The sequence below is a fragment of the Peijinzhouia sedimentorum genome (genome assembly GCF_049340005.1).
GTDB lineage: Bacteria > Bacteroidota > Bacteroidia > Cytophagales > Cyclobacteriaceae > CAXBDP01.
This window is the reverse complement of record NZ_JBMPIY010000002.1, coordinates 80,134-98,826: the sequence shown is the minus strand read 5'-3', so window position 1 is coordinate 98,826 and position 18,693 is coordinate 80,134. Positions and strand designations below refer to the sequence as shown.

17 protein-coding genes are annotated in these 18,693 nt (G+C 43.5%); 1 reads left to right on the top strand and 16 read right to left on the bottom strand.

Annotation, left to right across the window (positions count from 1 at the left end; translation table 11 throughout):
• Positions 1-13: 13 nt before the first annotated feature.
• The 13 genes from ACOXY8_RS03460 to ACOXY8_RS03400 all read right to left on the bottom strand — a co-directional run bounded on the left by ACOXY8_RS03460 (position 14) and on the right by ACOXY8_RS03400 (position 15,918).
• Positions 14-631 carry a hypothetical protein gene (locus ACOXY8_RS03460; protein ID WP_458330162.1) on the bottom strand — a complete coding sequence of 206 codons (618 nt, stop codon included), beginning with the start codon at positions 629-631 and terminating at the stop codon, positions 14-16.
• A 14-nt stretch (positions 632-645) separates the two neighbouring features.
• Positions 646-1,014, bottom strand: a complete 369-nt coding sequence (locus ACOXY8_RS03455) for a DUF3703 domain-containing protein (RefSeq protein ID WP_458330581.1) — start codon at positions 1,012-1,014, stop codon at positions 646-648.
• A 58-nt stretch (positions 1,015-1,072) separates the two neighbouring features.
• On the bottom strand, positions 1,073-1,489 hold the full coding sequence (locus tag ACOXY8_RS03450; RefSeq protein ID WP_458330161.1) for a Fur family transcriptional regulator: 417 nt from the start codon (positions 1,487-1,489) through the stop codon (positions 1,073-1,075).
• Positions 1,490-1,736: 247 nt separating this feature from the next.
• Positions 1,737-2,078 (bottom strand): P-II family nitrogen regulator, encoded by a 342-nt coding sequence (locus ACOXY8_RS03445; protein WP_458330160.1) that lies wholly within the window; start codon positions 2,076-2,078, stop codon positions 1,737-1,739.
• Between the two features lie 108 nt (positions 2,079-2,186).
• Positions 2,187-3,467 carry an efflux RND transporter periplasmic adaptor subunit gene (locus ACOXY8_RS03440; protein WP_458330159.1) on the bottom strand — a complete coding sequence of 427 codons (1,281 nt, stop codon included), beginning with the start codon at positions 3,465-3,467 and terminating at the stop codon, positions 2,187-2,189.
• Positions 3,467-7,879, bottom strand: a complete 4,413-nt coding sequence (locus ACOXY8_RS03435; RefSeq protein WP_458330158.1) for a CusA/CzcA family heavy metal efflux RND transporter — start codon at positions 7,877-7,879, stop codon at positions 3,467-3,469. Before ACOXY8_RS03435 ends, ACOXY8_RS03440 begins: the two co-directional genes overlap by 1 nt.
• 288 nt (positions 7,880-8,167) lie before the next feature.
• Positions 8,168-8,500, bottom strand: a complete 333-nt coding sequence (locus tag ACOXY8_RS03430) for a hypothetical protein (RefSeq protein WP_458330157.1) — start codon at positions 8,498-8,500, stop codon at positions 8,168-8,170.
• A 143-nt stretch (positions 8,501-8,643) separates the two neighbouring features.
• A complete protein-coding gene (locus ACOXY8_RS03425; RefSeq protein ID WP_458330156.1) occupies positions 8,644-10,707 on the bottom strand; it encodes a copper-translocating P-type ATPase in 2,064 nt (687 codons plus the stop codon).
• Between the two features lie 18 nt (positions 10,708-10,725).
• On the bottom strand, positions 10,726-11,310 hold the full coding sequence (locus ACOXY8_RS03420) for a DUF2911 domain-containing protein (protein ID WP_458330155.1): 585 nt from the start codon (positions 11,308-11,310) through the stop codon (positions 10,726-10,728).
• Positions 11,307-12,020 (bottom strand): PepSY domain-containing protein, encoded by a 714-nt coding sequence (locus ACOXY8_RS03415; protein WP_458330154.1) that lies wholly within the window; start codon positions 12,018-12,020, stop codon positions 11,307-11,309. The genes ACOXY8_RS03420 and ACOXY8_RS03415 overlap by 4 nt, the downstream gene beginning before the upstream one ends.
• A 4-nt stretch (positions 12,021-12,024) precedes the next feature.
• Complete coding sequence (locus ACOXY8_RS03410) at positions 12,025-13,332, bottom strand: APC family permease (RefSeq protein ID WP_458330153.1); 1,308 nt, start codon at positions 13,330-13,332, stop codon at positions 12,025-12,027.
• A 9-nt stretch (positions 13,333-13,341) separates the two neighbouring features.
• Positions 13,342-15,696: a multicopper oxidase domain-containing protein gene (locus tag ACOXY8_RS03405; RefSeq protein ID WP_458330152.1), complete on the bottom strand. Its 2,355-nt coding sequence runs from the start codon at positions 15,694-15,696 to the stop codon at positions 13,342-13,344.
• A gap of 21 nt (positions 15,697-15,717) precedes the next feature.
• Entirely contained in the window at positions 15,718-15,918 is a 201-nt protein-coding gene (locus tag ACOXY8_RS03400; RefSeq protein WP_458330151.1) for a hypothetical protein, read from the bottom strand.
• An 84-nt stretch (positions 15,919-16,002) separates the two neighbouring features.
• Between ACOXY8_RS03400 and ACOXY8_RS03395 the strand changes: the two genes are divergently transcribed.
• Entirely contained in the window at positions 16,003-17,184 is a 1,182-nt protein-coding gene (locus ACOXY8_RS03395) for an IS4 family transposase (protein ID WP_458330150.1), read from the top strand.
• A gap of 47 nt (positions 17,185-17,231) precedes the next feature.
• Here the strand turns inward: ACOXY8_RS03395 and ACOXY8_RS03390 are convergent, their stop codons facing one another.
• Genes ACOXY8_RS03390 through ACOXY8_RS03380 form a run of 3 tightly spaced genes read right to left on the bottom strand, consistent with a single transcriptional unit; the run spans position 17,232 to position 18,603 of the window.
• Entirely contained in the window at positions 17,232-17,564 is a 333-nt protein-coding gene (locus tag ACOXY8_RS03390; RefSeq protein WP_458330149.1) for a hypothetical protein, read from the bottom strand.
• Between the two features lie 20 nt (positions 17,565-17,584).
• A complete protein-coding gene (locus tag ACOXY8_RS03385) occupies positions 17,585-18,022 on the bottom strand; it encodes a heme-binding domain-containing protein (protein ID WP_458330148.1) in 438 nt (145 codons plus the stop codon).
• 8 nt (positions 18,023-18,030) lie between these two features.
• Complete coding sequence (locus ACOXY8_RS03380) at positions 18,031-18,603, bottom strand: DUF3347 domain-containing protein (protein WP_201924021.1); 573 nt, start codon at positions 18,601-18,603, stop codon at positions 18,031-18,033.
• Between the last annotated feature and the right edge of the window lie 90 nt (positions 18,604-18,693).

Genomic DNA, 18,693 nt, shown 5'->3' with positions numbered 1-18,693 from the left:
CGCTTGTCAGTTTTTAATGTGTGAAAAAGGAAATGATACCTGTGATAATGAGGATGCAGCCTGAAACCAGCCCGGTATTATGCTCCAACCTGTGCCAATTGAATCGGTGCAGACCTTTCTGTGCGAGATACACCCAAAAGGTGATCCCCAACACGGAAACGATGGTGTAGAGCAAGCCCACTGTCAGGATCATCGGCCATCCATGAGTCCCTGCCATCAGGAAGTAGGCTTCAATTTCCAGGCAGGGCGAAAGAAACATCATAAATACCAGCAAGGTTACCACTTGTGTTGCTCCGGCCTGGTCCAGTTTTTGCTTTTCATTGAAGTGAAAATGATGGTGCCTGTGGTGTTGGATGATGAAATAAAACCCAATGGCAATGAGCAAAGCAGGAATGACCCAACGGGTATAACTGTTCAACGTTTCTGCCAGTGAAAGGCTAAATAGGCCCAGAAATACTCCCAGCAGAAAGGTACTTAGCGAATGAGCCAAAGCTGCCATAGCCGCAATGCGAACCGTCTTGCTTCCTTGCCAGCCAAACCTTTCTTTCAGAGCCAGCACCGGCAGCCAGTGGCTGGGAATCAGCCCGTGAAGGAGGCTGAGCATGATGGTACCGGTGAGTAAGGTGGTCATAGTCTTGTATCAATTTATTTTTTGAATTGATCTATTATTGCCTTCAGGTCTTCTGGGATTTCCATGGGCAAAAGGGGCGGAACATTGGCACCTCCCGTATTGCCTACAGGTACTTTACCTACAAAGGATTTTACTCCTCCTACAAATAGCCTTAGAATCTGCCCCCGGATTTCTGCCCAATCCTTGATCATGAAGCCGAACCGGAGCATAAGCCAATGCGCTTCCGAGTGCTGGTATGGATAGGCTTGCCCAAGAACATGTGCCCGTTCCAGATGTCGCCAGGCCTCCTGAAGGTGACCCTTGGCGAGTTTTTCTTTATACAGGACGAGCTCCTGACAATAATGTGGTTTGAGGCCCTTAGGCATGGCAGTGTTAAAGTTCATAGCGTTAAATGTCTTACCTGAAAATACGTGTAAACTCAATGCACAGTCATTGCAATTTTCATCCTGCACATTTCCCGCAAACACCTTTTACCACTAGGTTGGCTTCTTCGCCTTTGAATGCGGTTGGCAGGTTAATTTCCGGGATTTTGTATTTGGGCAAACAGAAGGTTTCGCTACACACCCGGCAATGGAAATGTACGTGCAAGTCCCGTTCGATATTGCATTCACAGCCTTCTTCGCAAAGGGCATACTTGGGCGCTCCGGTACCGTCATCTATACTGTGTACCAGTCCGTTTTCCTGAAAGGTCTTCAGGGTGCGGAATAGTGTCACCCTGTCTGACTTTTCAAATGCCTTTTCCAGGTCAGAAAGGCTGATGGCGGCCTCCTGACTGGTCAGGGCTTCCAGCACCAACAGCCGCATGGCTGTTGGTCGGATGTCCTTTTCTTTGAGTTTATTTTCGAGATCTTTGATCATGGCATCTTTGTGTTAAAGTGAATTCCAAAGCAGATATATGGCTGGGTTAATATTTATTTGATTCCTCCTTACATTTCCTACACCAATTCCCCTGCATCCACTATCAGCGGTAGCCTGGAAACGGTGACCATTTTTACATTGCCACCTCAGTTTGGACTTGCTATTGATATATAAGTCCGATAGACAAAGCCCGCCCCATGTCCTGGCCAAATGTTGCATTTCTTCAATTGGAGACCCCATGATGTTCCTACTTCATGTCAAATCTTTTGATGGACTTTCCAGTCTTGATTCTATACGCATCCTCTATTTCCGAAACGTAAATGATCCCATCGCCAGGTTCTGGCGTTTGGGCTTTGCCGCATATTAATTGCACGGCTTTGTCCATTTCTTCATTTTGGCAAACCAGCTCCAGTTTTACTATCGGGCTATCGGTAAAATGAAAGTCCAGGGAAGGAGAAGCATCAGGATCTTTATGAGCTCCCGTACCTTCTCCTTTTGATAGCGTTACACTTTCAAACCCTGCATCCCGCAGAGATTCTACCACTACCTGTACTCTTTTTGGTTTTATAAATGCTTTTATTTCTTTCATCTTTTTAGTCGTATAATTTTTAATTAATTTGGCAATGGGCAAAAAGCAGTTGGCAAAAGTTGTCGTAGTAAATCCTCTTTTGCCAACTGCCTTTTACCAACTTAGCATTTAGTCATCGTCACCAGTCTCCCCTTTTTTCATTTCAGAAATCAGGTAATAAGCGTTGTTCCAGGCTACTTTTGTGCCCTCAGGAAGCGGCTCCAATAATTTGATCTCTACCCAACCATCTTCGGTTATACCTGTGCGCACTTCTATGGCTTTAAATGCCCATTCGGTTTTGCCCTCTTCTTCATGCGCTTCTGCCATAAAAATATAAGGCTTGCCTTCTTCTTCTATAATGGCGCTTTCCGGTAGGGCTTTTACCTGATCATCACCCGTTCTTATTTTACCATTGATATACATACCGGGAATCAGAAAGTCTTCCTTATTGTCAATCTCAGCATGGATATGTACCGCTTTTGGGTTTTGCTCAAACTGCTTACCGACAGAATAGATTCTGGCCGTCAAAGTAGCCCCCGGAACGGACTCCACAGTAAAAGATATTTTCTGGCCTACTTTCACTTTATAAACATCTTTTTCAAACACCATCAGGTCGGCATGGATGTGATCTGTGTTGACGATCATAAACATCACCGTCTGAGGATCAACATACTGCCCTAGCTGAACTTCTACCTTTACAATATAGCCTTTGATCGGGCTGACAACCGGCACCTGGTCATAGATTTCGCCTTGTCGTATCTTCTCCACATTCAAATTGAGTTGTTTTAACTGGGCTTCATAACCTTTTGCTTCACCTTTTATGGTTTGGTAGTCGGCCAATGTCTGTTGATAGGTCTTGCCCGAACCCACGTTTTCTTCGTAGAGCTTTTTTTGACGTTCGTACTCTTTCTCCAGGTATTGCAACTGACTATACGCTCTTACATAGTTTGACTGAATGCTGCTCAAATTGGGGTGAGCAAGGTAGGCTAATACCTGTCCTTTACTTACCTTATCGCCCTCTATTACTTTAATAGAAGTAACATTGGCTCCCAGAATAGCAGTAACTGTCGCCTTATGCTGTGGGGGTACTTCCAATTGTCCGTTGGCTTCTACCACACCGGAAAGGGGACGAGTTGGCAATGTATCTATTTTGATGCCCAGGCTTTCAAACTTGAGATCTGATAGGTGGAGCTCGGCCATTCCCTCTTCGCTATGTCCTTCTTCTTCACCTTCATGACCGGCTTCACCTTCGGCATGATCTTCATGACCGGTTTCGGTGGCATCTGTCGATTTGCTGCCACATCCTGTAAATACCGATACCGTCAGTACCAGCGCCAGTATATATATGATTTGCTTTTTCATTTCTTCTATTATTTGTCTGACTTTATTATTGACTTTCAATTCCATCATTAGTTTGTTGTTTTTAAGTAGTACTCCAGTTGGTAGCGACTGTCCAGGTAACTGCCAAAGGCATTCCATGAGTCCACCTCTATGCGAATGGCATCCCTGATGTTTTGAAGAAAGGTCACATAGTCAATGGCCCCTTCCCGATAAGCCAAAATAGCTCCGGCTCGTTGTTCCTGCGCCAGGGGGAGTGCTTCATCCCTGTAGTAGTTCCATGAATAAAGCCATTTCAGATACTGCTCTTTCATTTCCTGATAAGCTGCATTCAACTCCAACTGGTTTTGTCGCAGGTTTTGTCCTGCAATATCCCGCTGTATTTTGGCCGATTGTGTTCTGCCAAGCTCAGGCCCAAAAAACAAAGGGATCCGAATACCAATTTGGTACTGATAAAATCCTGATTGCCCATCAACTTGTTGTCGTCCATATTGGCCTTGCAACTGTGGAAAAAACTGCGAACGCCTTTCTTTTATGGTCGCATCCGCTACATCTACCTGTTGTTTTGAAACATTCAAAATAGGATGGTTCATTAGGGAATCGGCTACATAATTCAGCGGTTCATCCAATTGAGTGGCCGGGATATCCGGCACGGTAAAGAGGGTATCATTGGCAAACCAAAGGTTGAGCCGCTGCAAGGCGCTGAGATAATCTCTGTACGCCTGCTCCTTCTGTATCTGTACCTGATTGGCCTGGTTGGAAGTAGCCAAATATTCCAGCTTGGAAGTGGCTTCTGTTTCTAAGCGGATTCGTGCGGCTCTTTCAATATCGGTAAAAACCGAATCCAACTGCTCATACACCTGGTAATTATTCTTTGAAGCATATACCTGCGCCCAGGCCTGACTTACTTCCCTTTCCAGTTCTATTACAGACAAATCCAGAGCGGCTTCAGCCAATGCCACCCGTTCCTTTTGCAATTTCAAACGTGGTGCTATACCGAACACATCAATCTGCTGCTGCTGGATGCCAAATTGTGTGTAGACACCATCCGATCCATTGCCCACTTCCTCTTTAGCAGTAAATATTTGGGTATTACCTAAGTCCCACGCTGTTTTCTTCAAAGCCTCTTGGCTTTCTATTTCAAGACGTGCCGATTGTATCTTAGGATAACTTTCTAAAGCCCGCTTCCTGGCTTGCTCTAATGTAATCGTTGGTAGGCTGTCATTCTTTTGTTCCTGCTGCTGGGCATTAGCCATAGCCGGTACACCAAACAATCCACCACAAATAATCAATATGATGATCACATTGACATTTGGTGCACTCAGGTTATTTCTTTTATCGCTTCTTCCTTCTACAAAAGTGTAAAGCACCGGCAGCACTACCAGCGTAAGCAAGGTGGCAGTAAGCATACCACCAATTACCACAGTAGCCAAAGGCCGCTGCACTTCTGCTCCTGCAGACGCTGAAAATGCCATAGGAAGAAATCCGAGAATATCCGTGGTTGCGGTAAGCATGATAGGCCTGATCCGTTCTTTAGTTCCTGTAAAAATGCGGTCCCTGATGCTGGTGACTCCTTCCTCTTTTAGGGAATTAAATCGGTTGATCAATACCAAACCGTTCAGGACAGCTACACCAAAAAGCACAATAAAACCAACTCCCGCTGAAATACTAAATGGCATATCTCTAACCCAAAGTGCAAATACTCCCCCAATAGCTGCCAGTGGAATAGCTATATAGATCATAATGGATTGAGAAAATGACTTTAGCGCAAAATAAAGCAGTATGAAGATCAAAAAGAGTGCTATGGGAACAACAATTGTTAACCTGCTTTTAGCCCGCTCAAGGTTTTCAAACTCCCCACCGTAGGAAATATAATAACCCGGAGGCAAGTCTAGTTGTGCATCCAGTTTTTCCTGAATATCGTTTACTACTGACTCCACATCACGACCTCTTGTATTGACCCCCACATAAGTGCGTCTATACGTATTGTCCCGGGAGATCTGCATGGGGCCAGGCACATAGCTAATGTCGGCCACTTCTTTTATCGGAACTTGGGTACCATCGGGTAGATCAATGTAGAGTGTGCGCAGGTCATCAATACTTTTCCGGTGCGCCTCATCAAAGCGGATGACCAGATCAAATCTTTTTTCACCTTCAAAAATCACCCCGGCCACACCACCTGCAAAGGCTGAACTCACATACTCATTGATCTTTTGAATGTCCAATCCATATTGGGCAATTTTATCCCGATTGTAACGAACGGTCATTTGGGGAAGTCCTGATGTACGTTCTGGGTTTACATCACCGGCTCCTGGCACGGTAGAAATTATATCCGCCATTTCCTGCACTTTTGCGGAAAGCACTTCCAGGTCTTCGCCATAGAGTTTTACGGCAATGTCCTCCCGTACCCCTTCCAGCAACTCATTAAAACGCAGCTCTACCGGCTGGGTAAATACCAGGTTAACCCCGGTCAGATTGGTTTCCAGCTTTTCCTTGATTTGCTCAATTAGCTCGTCCTTGGTTTCAGCTGAAACCCATTTATCTTTATCTTTTTCCAATATGAGGTACATATCGGCTATATCCATCGGCATGGGGTCCGTAGGGATATCGGCCACCCCAATTCTGGCAGTTACTGTTTTTATTTCGGGAAAACTTTCCAGCAACAGGTTCTCAATCTTGATTGATACCTCTTTAGACTCACTTAGGGAACTTCCGGGCCTGATGAGTGCCTGCATCGCGATATCTCCTTCATCAAGCTGTGGCACAAACTCCCCTCCCATACGTGAAAAAATGAAACCGGCTGCTACTAGTAGCACAATAGCTACGGTGATCACAATTGCTTTAAAACGCAGCGCACCTTTTAGCAAAGGCAAATAAACCCATTGAATGCCATCTATTATTTTATCACTAACCTTTTCCAGCCAGCGTTCAAATCGTCCAAACCAGTTCTTTTTGTTTTGAACAGGTTTCATAAACAAGGCCGACATCATCGGTACATACGTCAGACAAAGGAAAATGGCACCAATCATGGCAAAGCCAAATGTATAGGCCATCGGCTGAAACATCTTACCTTCCACCCCGGTAAGGAATAAGATGGGGGTAAATACAATGAGGATGATAATCTGTCCGAAAAAGGCCGAACTCATCATTGTACTGCCCGCATCATAAGCAACCTCATCCATTACACCCTGGTTGAATTTGATTTTCCCTGACCGGATGCGCTTTTGGATTTCATACACTGTGCCCTCTATAATGATCACCGCCCCGTCAATGATGATCCCAAAATCAATGGCCCCAAGGCTCATCAGGTTGGCCCACACATTGAACTGCTTCATTAAAATGAAGGCAAACAGTAGGGAAAGCGGAATGGTAGTCGCAGTGATAATACCGCCACGAAGGCTACCCAACAGAATCACCAGGGCGAAAATGACAATCAGCGCCCCTTCTATAAGATTGGTTTTTACAGTATCGGTAGTCCTGGAAATTAAATCACTACGATCAATTATCGTATTGATCGCTAATCCCTCCGGAAGAGATTTTTCTATCTCTTCCATACGCTCTTTTACATTCTGAATGACTGCATTGGGATTGGAGCCTTTTAGCATCATAATAATGCCGCCAACAGCTTCTTTTCCATCCTGTGTGAAAGCCCCATATCGCACCTGGCTGCCGAAGTGTACTTTAGAGGCTACATCACCTACCGTAACCGGGATCCCATTTTCTGTTTTTATGACGATTTTTCGGATATCATCCAGAGAGCGCACCAAGCCTTCTCCACGGATGAAATTAGACATCCTGTTCTTCTCAATGTAAGCCCCACCGGTATTAACATTGTTTCTGGCCAGAGCCTCATATACTTGAGAGATGCTCACATTCTGTGCATTGAGTTTATCCGGGTTAATGGCCACTTCATATTGCTTAATATAGCCACCGAAAGAATTCACCTCAACCACACCTTCAAGCAAAGTTAATTGCCGTTTTACAATCCATTCTTGAATCGTGCGCAACTCCATAGGTGAATACATCGAGTCATAACCCTCTTGTGGTTCAATGGTGTATTCATAGATTTGGCCTAAACCAGTGGAAATGGGACCCATTGATGGGCTTCCAAATTTCTCCGGTATGGTCTCTTTTAATTCGATTAGTTTTTCCTGTACCAGTTGGCGGGGCAGATAGGTACCCATATCGTCTTCAAAAACAATGGTAACGACAGAGAGGCCGAACCTCGAAACAGAACGGATTTCATCTACTCCCGGCAGGTTGCCCATGGCCAACTCTACAGGGTAAGTAACAAACTGTTCGATATCTTCGGTGGCCAGGTTTTGAGATACTGTAATGACCTGTACCTGATTGTTGGTAATATCCGGCACAGAGCCCAGATTGATTGTGGACATGGAGTAGATCCCCACCCCAATGAGCGCCATCGTGAGCAGGCCTACGATGAATTTATTCTTTATTGAAAAAGAAATGATTTTATTGATCATACGACTTTTAATTATTTTAAGTGAACAGTGAAGTAGAGGTGCAAACGATCTGAGAGTCCCGCCAGGAGGATAACGCCTGTCGTAAGGACACCTATGATCAGTTTGTTTTTGACTGAAAATTGAATGATTTTATCCAGCATTTATTTTGCATTTTGAATCCTGATTTAATGAATTGATTGGGACGAAAATGCCCATCTGAGGGATGTCGGACGGCAATAGAAAAACGACATTTTACTTCATTACGCAGTGCAACGAAGTAAAAGGGCTCATTTTAATATGTCCGGTAAATCAGACTTTGGGAGGCTGGAAGGGAGATTCTGAGTATTCGGAGCAAAGAGAAAAACTATAGCGTGTTGCTCTGGTTTCTGTTGTAATGTGAATAGGAGTCATTTCTGCATACCCCCATGGTTGGGCTATGTAAGTGTACCCGTGACAGCACTGGTGCTGACCGTGAAAAGGCAAGTTTTTGTCATGTTCGTCATCATGGTGGCCTTTTACATCTTGCCCGTCACCATAATGAAAGTCGATAAACTCTACGAATGAAGTTCCATCGTGTTCTGCATATTCCTCGTAGTGTTCAAAAAGCACTGGAAGCTTTGCCAATTCACAACATAAATCCATAGTAGGCCCCATTGCCTGCATCAGGAACAGAAAGCTGAACGATATGGATAGAATGGAATTCATTTACCTGCAAATATACACAAAATTAAGGTGCAAGGGTATTGCAAAAGTCGGCAAGTACCCTTGGGAGATTTCTAAATAGTTCAGCTTTTCATCTTCCTTTTCAGCAATTGCGCATTGATGGCCACTATGACCGTACTCAGGCTCATGAATACTGCGCCTATAGCAGGACTGATCACCAGGCCTGGAATAAAGCCTGTGGCCAGTGGCAATGCGATAGCGTTATAGCCTGTTGCCCAGGCGAGGTTCTGGATCATCTTGTTGTAGGTGGCTCTGCCAAATAGTACCAGATTGGCAATGTCCTTTGGGTTGCTGTTGACCAATATGATGTCGGCTGTCTCAGCAGCCACATCGGTACCTGAACCTACAGCAATACCCACATTGGCTTGTGCCAGTGCAGGGGCATCATTTACCCCATCACCCGTCATAGCCACAAAGTGGCCTTCTTTCTGAAGTTTCTTGATGATGTCTACTTTTTGGTGTGGAAGCACTTCGCTATAGTAGCCATCCAGCCCAAGTTTGTCGCTTACTGCTTTGGCCGTTTTCTCATTGTCACCGGTAGCCATGTATAGTTTCATGCCTTTTTCCCGAAGCGTTTCGATGGCCTTAGGGCTTTCTTCCCTGATTTGATCGGACAAGGCTATGAAGCCAATCAACTTTTCTTCCAAAAGCACAAAAACTATGGTTTCTGCGGCATCAGATCCTGCCTGTTCAGGGATGTTTATGTTGTTTTCTTTCAGATAGCCGGGGCTGACCACTTTCCAGTTTTGTCCATCGATCTTGCCCTGAATGCCCTTGGCCGTCAGCGATTCAAAATTTTCAACCTTTTTCAATGTCAGACCTGCTTCTTTCGCTGCTTTCACAATGCCTTGTGCAATTGGGTGCTCAGATTGCTGCTCCAGTGAAGCGGCAAAGGACAGCAGCTCCTTTTTGTCCATATCATTCGAAAGACTCTCATATCGTGAAACCCCAAACTTCCCTTCGGTCAGAGTCCCGGTCTTGTCAAATACCATTGCAGTAATTTTCCGGGCATTCTCAAAAGCAGTACGGTTACGGATTAGCAAGCCTTTGCTTGCGGAAACAGCAGTGGAAATGGCTACAACCAGTGGTATGGCCAAACCCAATGCATGTGGACAGGAAATAACCATGACGGTCACCATTCGTTCCAGTGCAAAATCTAACGGCTTACCCAAGCTGATCCAGGTCACCAGCGTAGCTGTACCGGCACCAATGGCGATGAACGTGAGCCATCTGGCGGCAATGTTGGCCAGGTTTTGGGTTTTCGATTTAGCTTTCTGAGCCTCTTCTACCAGCGTGATCACTTTGTTGAGGTAGCTTTCTTTCCCGGTTTTGGACACCTTTACTTTGATGGACTGGCTGCCATTTACCGATCCACCAATGACCTGGTCTCCTTTGGATTTTTTCACCGGCTTGCTCTCACCGGTGAGCATGCTTTCGTCCAGGTGGCTTTCCCCATCCACCACTGTGCCGTCCGCAGGTATTTTCTCATTGGCTTTTATCAGGATGATATCCTCCTTTTTCAGTTGATCAACCTTGATGTCCTTGATTTGGTCTCCCTGAACCAAATGTGCTTCGGAAGGCATCATCTGCACCAGTAATTCGAGCGCTCTTGATGCACCCATTACCGATTTCATCTCGATCCAATGCCCCAGCAGCATGATGACGATCAGTGTGCCCAACTCCCAGAAGAAATCCATCCCTTCCAAACCAAACACCACTGCCGAGCTGTACACGTAGGCCACAGTAATGGCTACTGCAATCAGGGTCATCATACCCGGGTTTTTGTCTTTCAACTCATCCCAAAGTCCTTTGAGAAAAGGCCAGCCCCCATAAAAGAAGACAATGGTGGAAAGCCCAAAAAGGATGTACTGATCACCAAAAAAGGTCAGCTCAAATCCCAGTAATTGCTGAATCATGTGAGACAATGCAAGAATTGGTACGGTGAGCACAAGAGAAACCCAAAAACGTTTTTTGAAATCCTCGATCATCATGGCGTGGTGGTCGTGGTGTCCATGCTGATGGTCTGATTTGTTGTTGGTTTGATGCCCTGATGAATGGGACTTTTTAGTCTCGCTACCATGCTCATGATGGTGATGCTTTTGATGATCGTGGTTATGCTTTTCCATGAGTAAAATTTTTAGTGGTTAATCTGTTTTAAAGGGAAGGGAAATACTGAGCTTTTCCCATGACATGTGGATGGCACCTGAGCCTTCTCCTTTGTCTTCTATGGTATAAGTTAGCCGTTCGGTAAGTGGCATTCCCGTTTCCGGTGTTACCTCAATCCTGATGACATCATCGGCCTGATCGTAATCATCGGCCAGGTGCTGCTCCCAGTTTTTATTCAGGATCAATGTCCAGCGTTCCTGTCCGGGAATGGTAAAGAACGCATATTTTCCTTTTGGGATCGTAGTTTCTTCGATTTGGATTACTTTGGAAAATTCTATCGTGGTGGCACTGTGTGCCCCGGTTACCCAAACCTCATCATAGGGTACTAAGCCTCCCCAAATGACCCTACCTCTAACGGCTGGTGAATGGTAGTTAATAGAAACATGGGCATTACCCACATTGCCATGCGCTTCCTGAGGAATGCTCTTTTTCGAGTTGTCCGATTGTTCAGTAGGTGCTTTTTCCGGCTGATGGTGCTCATGCTCACCGTGTTCGCTTTTTTTGTTTTGGCAGGATGCGATCAGCAATCCCAGTGCAAGTGTGTAAATCAGTTTGTTCATCATTTTTTCTTTTTAAGTTTTGAAGCGGTTTCTATAAAAGTTTTGGAGGATACTGAGTAAAGTGTAAAGCCTGAGAGCACCGTAAAAAGGCCAAAGACTGAAAATGCCCTGAGCAGCCAATTGTTGAAATTGTCCCGCCCGGCATAATCCATGGTGTGAAACATCCAAAGAAAGTCGAACCAGCGCCAACTGCTGTGCCTTACCCGCTCAAAGCGGCCATTGGAGGCATCTATGTATGCTACCAGTTTGTCGGGATGATCAAAGTGGACAGCCCAGGCTGGTAGCGGCCTGCCACGGTACTCATGATGGTTGCCGGTTTCATTAATCAGTTCTGTTTTCAGGATTTCCATGTTTTCTACGAGATGGTTCTTTGCGATTTCAGTCGCCTCTTTTTCGGTTATACCTTTCTTTATTTGCCCGGTTTCTGCATTAAAAAGCAGGCTATCGTTGACCCAATAATGCGGTTGGTGATTGAAGTAGCGAAGCTCAAGGGATGAAATACTAAGTGTTGAATCCAAATGTGGCGGACTGACCAAGTTCCTGGATGAATGCGGTATGACATGCTCATGGTGGAACTGGTCTCCATGGATTTCATCAATATCCGTCCAACTGAAATAGAGGCCGCTGATAGTCCAACCAATAAACTGAATGCCAATAATAAGCCCCAGATACCGGTGTGTCTTTCGGATGTAGTAGTTTCTGTTTCGTTTCATTTTTTTAGGTGGATTTATCTGTCCGACTTAAGAACCATTTTTCACCTGCGAAAACCAGTAGTATCACAGATGCAGAAACAAAAAGAACCAACAGGTCAGACGATGCCTTGATCCATAAGAACGCTGCCAATACGATGAAATCCAACACCATCGCTGTGAGTACAATTGTTCCATTGGCTTTCACCTCTTTCCTCAAATACTTATATACACCCCAATGAATAATGATGTCCATCACCAAATAAAAAATAGCTCCTATGGAAGCAATTCTGGTCAGATCAAAGAAAATAGTCAGGATAATAGCGATAAACACCACATACACCAACATGTGCTTCTGTATTCGGCCTGACATACCTAAATGGCTATGTGGAATAAGTTCCATATCTGTAAGCATAGCCGTCATACGAGAGACTGCAAAAATGCTGGCAATCACTCCCGAAATAGTAGCTATAATGGCAATCGCCACAGTGAAGTAAAGTCCGTAACTACCGAAAGCAGGCTTGGCAGCTTCAGCAAGTGAGTAATCTTTGGCCTGAATAATTTCAGAGATTGTAAGGCTTGAGTTCACAGCGAAAGCAACCATAAAATACACCACTGTGCATATCAATAAAGAAATAATAATAGACCGGCCAACATTTTTTTTGGGTTCTGTAATTTCGCCACCACTATTAGTAATCGTAGTGAATCCTTTGTAGGCCAAAATGGAAAGTGCTAAGGCCCCAATATAACTGGTTGCTGAATAATCAGTGTTTTCGATGGCTTTTGGTATCAACCCTTCCAGAGAAAAGCCCACTGCCCAGAGAGCTCCTATGGCAAAAACCAGAATTCCGATAATTTTGATAAATGACATGAACTGTGATGACTTTCCTATCAGCTTGTTGCCAGAGATGTTAATCAACAATGCGCAGATCAGAAGAGCAACACCCAAAATTGGAATCCACAGTTCCTTATTTTCAACTTCGAATAATTGAAGAGTATAAGAGCCAAAAGTTCTGGCAACCAGGCTTTCGTTGATTACCATGGATAGTGCCATCAACAGTGATGCAGAACCTGTAATGGTTGATTTACCATAAGCTTTTTTCAAAATCATGGCTATTCCCCCGGCCGAAGGATAAGTATTAGAAACTTTGATGTAGGAGTAAGCACTGAAGGCTGAAATGATGGCTCCCAAAACGAAAATGTAAGGAAACCAGGTCCCTGACAGTTCAGCCACCTGGCCCAATAATGCAAAGATTCCAGCACCGATCATTACACCAGTACCTAAAGCAATTGATCCTAATAAACTTAAACTTCCCTTTTTATAAACTTCTTCCATAACTTCCATTTAAAACATGACTGACAATCCTGCACCTGCCCCAAAGCGATTGTCGTAGCTAGTCATCAGTGAAAAATTCTTAGACAGCATGTATTGTGCACCGGCACTCCATACAATTTCTTCTTTGTAATCTTGGCCAGCCTCCAGGCTGTTTACCCATCCTGCGTCAATTTGATATTCGTAATAGCCAAAAACGGACAATTTTGGAAATACCATAAGCGAGCGACCAATTCCGATCCTGGGCCGAAGTTCATTATCTACCCGCAGATCAACACTGAACATATAAGGTGTAAACCATCTGATGCCAGCCACTGCAATTGTCTTCATTTCATCTAAACTATTTCTGGTGGTATTCTCAACATTGACACCTCCGAAAACCCTCAAATAATCGTACAGATAATACTCATAAGAAAATTCAGCTTCCAGATTTTGATTCCATCCGTATTCCATTGATAAATTGAATTGATTGCGGATGTTTGAGGTGGTCAGATTTACGGTTGTATTATGTGAAGCAACATCTGCCATTCCCCAACTGTAAAAGCGGTTGGCTTCGTGGATCAGTTTGGAAATGGGAAATGGTTTCATTCTTGGGTCTTCCGGGGTATCATAGCTTACTACACGTGCCATACCACCCATCATATGATAGAGAATGTGACAATGGAAGAACCAGTCACCGTATTCATTTCCATAAAACTCAATCGTTACCTTTTGCATCGGTGGCACATTCACGGTATGCTTTAATGGTGAATAATCTCCATTCTCATTGATTACCCTGAAAAAATGACCATGTAAGTGCATTGGGTGGTGCATCATGGTGAGGTTGTTGAAAGTGATCCTTGTTACTTCTCCTTCATTGATTTTAATCTTGTCGGTTTCAGCCAATGGTATGCCATTCATACTCCAGATATAGCGGCTCATATTACCTGTCAGGTTTAAGAGAATTTCTTTTACGGGAACATCCTCAGAGTAGGTTGTATTTTCTGTAGACTTGAGGTAATCATAGTTATATTCAGAAAACATATTCATTCCGCCCATTTCTGCAGATTCCATATTGGTTGATGGTGGTGAGGTTTGCATCATTTTATCATCACCCATTCCGCTCATTTTAGTTTCTTCAGGATCGTCCTTTTTCATATCCATCCCCTGATGCATTGATATGTCACTTTTCGTGTTGTCCATGTTCATGCCGCTCATTCCATCCTTCATCTGCATTCCCCAGTTTCGCATCATTTTTTCAGGGTCAACTTTTTTTGGACGGAATTTCAGGGCTGGGGCTCCCATACGCATATCCATTTTGGACATTTGCTTCATCATTGCAATTTTATCTGGCCGGGGCACCGCAGGTGCTGGTAGCATTTCACCTTGCCCCAGAAATGCGGATGCGGTACCGGATCCATCTTGGGCAGTGATTTTAAATTCCATTTTGCCTTCTTCTGGAATAGTCACAATGAAATCATACGTTTCGGCTATAGCGATAAAGGTCTTGTTGTGGGCAACGGGCTCCACATTCAGGCCATCGGCAGAAACAATAGTGGGATTTCCACCACCAAAGGTCATCCAAAACTGCGTTGAAGCTGCGCCATTGATAATCCGTAACCTTACTTTTTCATCCGGTTTGAAGTCTGGGTATTCTTGCTTTTGCTCGCCATTCACCAACAAAGCCGGGTAATAAATATCTGCTATGTCGGCACTTTCCATTCTCTGCCTCCAAAAATTAAGTTGCGCACCCAGCGCTCCACGAGCGATTACCTGGTTCAGTGGCGTGGCCGTTCCTTTTCGCCAGTTATACCACTCCGTTCCTCTTTTTAGAAAACGAAGAACGCTCATTGGATTTTCATTGGTCCAGTCTGAAAGCACCATCACCAACTCTTTATCATACTCAAGGCTCTCTTCCCTTGGGTCAATGACAATAGAGCCGTAAACTCCACTTTGTTCCTGAAGCATGGTATGCGAATGGTACCAATAGGTACCGGATTGATTTAAAGGGAATTCATATTTTTGGGTATGACCAGGCTCTATTGGCGGAGTGGTCAAGTAGGGTACCCCATCATAAAAATTAGGTAAAAGCAGTCCATGCCAATGAACTGAGGTTTCCACGTCCATTTCGTTTTTCACGTAGATGACGGCATACTCTCCTTCAGTGAACCGGAGGGTAGGTCCGGGAATGCTGTCATTAACAGTCATTCCTTTAACATCTTTGCCGGTCTTGTTGACCATTTCCTGTTTCAGTGTGATCGTGTATTCCCTGACCGGGAGGTTGTCCACGTTTCCTTCTGATGATTTTTCTGTAAGGTTTTGAGCCTGCACTGAAAATACACTTGTCCACAGAATGGATATAAGAAATACGATTTTATCATTTTTCATAATATTTGATTTTATCACTAATTATTTCACTGCTCTTGATGAGCTATGGGTTTTGATAATTTTCCATTCATCATCCATCTTTTTCAAAATTGATGTGGCCGTTGCTTTACGCTCGACCTTGCGGCCATCTTCCTTCAAAACAATGTTGTAGATATAGGATTCAGTCGTGAATGCATAGGGCATATCCAACACTACCGATATTTCATATTCACTAAAAGTCATTAGCGTCCTAAATAAGAAATGAGAGGCCTTGTTTTTTGCCCAAAATAGTAATTTTGGGTTTGCACCAAAAACCGAAGACCTCTCATGGGTAATATTACATTGTTTTCGCAGATTATTAAAAAGATTGACCGATCAATTTTCAAGAAATTCGTCAAAGAGAAGCAGACAGATAAAGGCAGCAAAGGATTTGACAGCTGGACGCATTTAGTTTCGATGCTTTTCTGCCATTTTGCCAAGAGTACGTCTGTACGGGACATCTCCAACGGCTTACGTTCGGCTACGGGTAATCTTAATCATTTGGGTATAGCAAAAGCTCCCTCCAAATCTAGTATTAGCTATCAAAACAAGCGCAGGGACGCAGACTTGTTCAAAGAACTTTATTTTTTTCTATTGAATAGTTTAGGACAGCAGGCTTCACTTAAACGGGTTAAACTCAAAATTAAAGTTCCAGTTTACTTGTTGGATGCTACGCTCATCAGCCTATGTCTTTCTGTCTTTGATTGGGCAACCTTCCGTGCTAAAAAGGGGGCTGTAAAGATGCATACACTGTTAGATTATGATGGTAAACTTCCTGTCTATGTGAATATTACTGAAGGAAGTGTAGCAGATAACAAAGGAGCATATGATATTCCTTTGGAGAAAGGATCCGTTATCGTAGCCGATAGGTATTACAATGACTTTCCCATGCTCCATGTTTGGGACAGCAAAAAGGTATGCTTCGTGATTAGACACAAGGGCAATCTAGCTTACACCACAATCAAGGAGCGAGAATTACCAGAAAATACAGCTCAACACATCCTAAAAGATGAAGAAATAACACTGACGAATCCACTATCTAAACTTAAGTACGCTAAAAAACTTAGAAGAGTGGTTGTATGGGATGAGGTAAACCAACAGACGATAGAACTCATTACCAATAACTTCAAGTGGGCGGCACAGACCATTGGTGAGCTTTATAAATGCAGATGGGAGATTGAGATATTCTTCCGAGATATTAAGCAGTTACTTCATATCAAAACCTTCATAGGGACGTCCAAAAATGCAGTAATGATCCAAATATGGACAGCTTTGATCACTATTATGCTCCTAAAAGTAATGAAAGCGATAGCGAAATATGGATGGCATCTGTCCAATCTTGTGGCCTTTATCCGCTTAAATATATTTGTGAAAATTGACCTGCAAAAATGGTTAGATAGACCCTTTGAGGAGCATGATAAACCACCCAATATTGATCCACAGGGGATACTGTTTCCAAATTATTCGTAAAACCATTTAAAAAATACTAAAACCTAGTTTTACAGGTACTAAGAAAATTATTTAGGACAGCATTGACTAAAAGTGAATGATTCAAAATGACCAAGTTCGGGCCCAATGTGATTGGCGATATAGTCTCGGTAGGTTCCTTCTATTTTTCCTTGTTCCAGTACCTCCGAATCCTCGGTGAACAATGCGTAGGAATCTGTCACATCCAAACTTTCCAGGGTTTCCTTGTAAGTCTTCATTACTTTTTTAACTGCCTGCACTTCTGCAGCTAAATCAATAACTTCTTCCTGTTTCATCTCAGTTTTCTGATTTTCATCCGAGGTGGGCGAATTACAAGAGGAAGCCAGTATTAACGCTGTGAGTAGATATAAAAAATTCTTCATGGTGTTGCTTCTTTTAGTTATTAAGGATTTAGTTTTTCCAAATATTTAATTAATTGTTCCTTTTCATCATTGGTCAGTTCTGCCTCCGGATGCATCCAGAGGTATTCTTTTAAGGGCATTTCACCATCACTGATTTGTGAAATCATTGAGCGAATTTTTTCACGCTGCATGCGCCCGGAATATTCCTGAAAGGTGGAGAAGTTAAGTTCGTCCTTGCCATCATCAATGTGCTGCTGCAATAACCAGGCAAACGGCCGAACCCTGCCGTACCACGGATAGTTGGTATTGTTGCTATGGCAGTCATAGCAAGAGGCTTTTATCATCTGCTGAATGTTAAAAGGTGCCTCAATCGTTTGTAAAAAGTCCGTTTTAGATACTTCATCGCTCTGATTTTTAGGCACAGGAATAAATTGTATTCCTATGCCCAAAATCAAAATAATTATAGCTGCCTTTTTCATGACCGCTCTTACAAGCTAATGACTTCCTGTACTTTGCCACACTTCATCATCTTATCACCGAATAGTGGATTTTTAATTTCCTCACTGGCACTTAGCCACATACCGCCTTTGTTATCGTTGTACATTGGGCAATACTGGTGGTATAGGGTTCTATCTGTACCGATAATAGCAGTCAGGTCTTTTATATCCTTGCTTAAGGCCTCAAAATGCTCTCTTTGATGTCCAATTTCGCTCTCCGAGATATGCTCACCATGGTTTTTAGCTACTTCCACAATCTCCTGCAGCTCAGTTTGCTTATCAGCATCAAATTGAGATATATCTAAACTTGCCAGAGCTGTAGCCAGTGTACCTCCTGATTTGGCAGCTTCCTCTTGATTGTCATTCACAAGGCCGTTTTTCACTGCCAGATAAGCGTCAATAATCGGTGTAATAGCTTTTTCACCTTCTTGATCACTGGCAGCCGTATTCTCTGCTTTGGCTGTCGTTTCATTCGTGGTTTCAGCTGCTCTTTTTTCTGTTTTTGAGTTGTTGCATGAGATAATTGTCAATGCTAATCCGATTGTTAATAGAGTCGTTTTCATTTTTCTGATTGTTTAGTGTCCAAGGACAAAACACAAACTTTTATTTTTTTCAAAAATTTGCGTGACGCCTTAAACTATTTATTAAATTGT

What these genes read in the sequence shown, in the direction of transcription:
- ACOXY8_RS03460 (WP_458330162.1), bottom strand. Translation starts at nt 631, where the DNA reads ATGACCACCTTACTCACCGGTACCATCATGCTCAGCCTCCTTCACGGG.
- ACOXY8_RS03455 (WP_458330581.1), bottom strand. Translation starts at nt 1,014, where the DNA reads ATGAACTTTAACACTGCCATGCCTAAGGGCCTCAAACCACATTATTGT.
- ACOXY8_RS03450 (WP_458330161.1), bottom strand. Translation starts at nt 1,489, where the DNA reads ATGATCAAAGATCTCGAAAATAAACTCAAAGAAAAGGACATCCGACCA.
- ACOXY8_RS03445 (WP_458330160.1), bottom strand. Translation starts at nt 2,078, where the DNA reads ATGAAAGAAATAAAAGCATTTATAAAACCAAAAAGAGTACAGGTAGTG.
- ACOXY8_RS03440 (WP_458330159.1), bottom strand. Translation starts at nt 3,467, where the DNA reads ATGATGGAATTGAAAGTCAATAATAAAGTCAGACAAATAATAGAAGAA.
- ACOXY8_RS03435 (WP_458330158.1), bottom strand. Translation starts at nt 7,879, where the DNA reads ATGATCAATAAAATCATTTCTTTTTCAATAAAGAATAAATTCATCGTA.
- ACOXY8_RS03430 (WP_458330157.1), bottom strand. Translation starts at nt 8,500, where the DNA reads ATGGATTTATGTTGTGAATTGGCAAAGCTTCCAGTGCTTTTTGAACAC.
- ACOXY8_RS03425 (WP_458330156.1), bottom strand. Translation starts at nt 10,707, where the DNA reads ATGGAAAAGCATAACCACGATCATCAAAAGCATCACCATCATGAGCAT.
- ACOXY8_RS03420 (WP_458330155.1), bottom strand. Translation starts at nt 11,310, where the DNA reads ATGATGAACAAACTGATTTACACACTTGCACTGGGATTGCTGATCGCA.
- ACOXY8_RS03415 (WP_458330154.1), bottom strand. Translation starts at nt 12,020, where the DNA reads ATGAAACGAAACAGAAACTACTACATCCGAAAGACACACCGGTATCTG.
- ACOXY8_RS03410 (WP_458330153.1), bottom strand. Translation starts at nt 13,332, where the DNA reads ATGGAAGAAGTTTATAAAAAGGGAAGTTTAAGTTTATTAGGATCAATT.
- ACOXY8_RS03405 (WP_458330152.1), bottom strand. Translation starts at nt 15,696, where the DNA reads ATGAAAAATGATAAAATCGTATTTCTTATATCCATTCTGTGGACAAGT.
- ACOXY8_RS03400 (WP_458330151.1), bottom strand. Translation starts at nt 15,918, where the DNA reads ATGACTTTTAGTGAATATGAAATATCGGTAGTGTTGGATATGCCCTAT.
- ACOXY8_RS03395 (WP_458330150.1), top strand. Translation starts at nt 16,003, where the DNA reads ATGGGTAATATTACATTGTTTTCGCAGATTATTAAAAAGATTGACCGA.
- ACOXY8_RS03390 (WP_458330149.1), bottom strand. Translation starts at nt 17,564, where the DNA reads ATGAAGAATTTTTTATATCTACTCACAGCGTTAATACTGGCTTCCTCT.
- ACOXY8_RS03385 (WP_458330148.1), bottom strand. Translation starts at nt 18,022, where the DNA reads ATGAAAAAGGCAGCTATAATTATTTTGATTTTGGGCATAGGAATACAA.
- ACOXY8_RS03380 (WP_201924021.1), bottom strand. Translation starts at nt 18,603, where the DNA reads ATGAAAACGACTCTATTAACAATCGGATTAGCATTGACAATTATCTCA.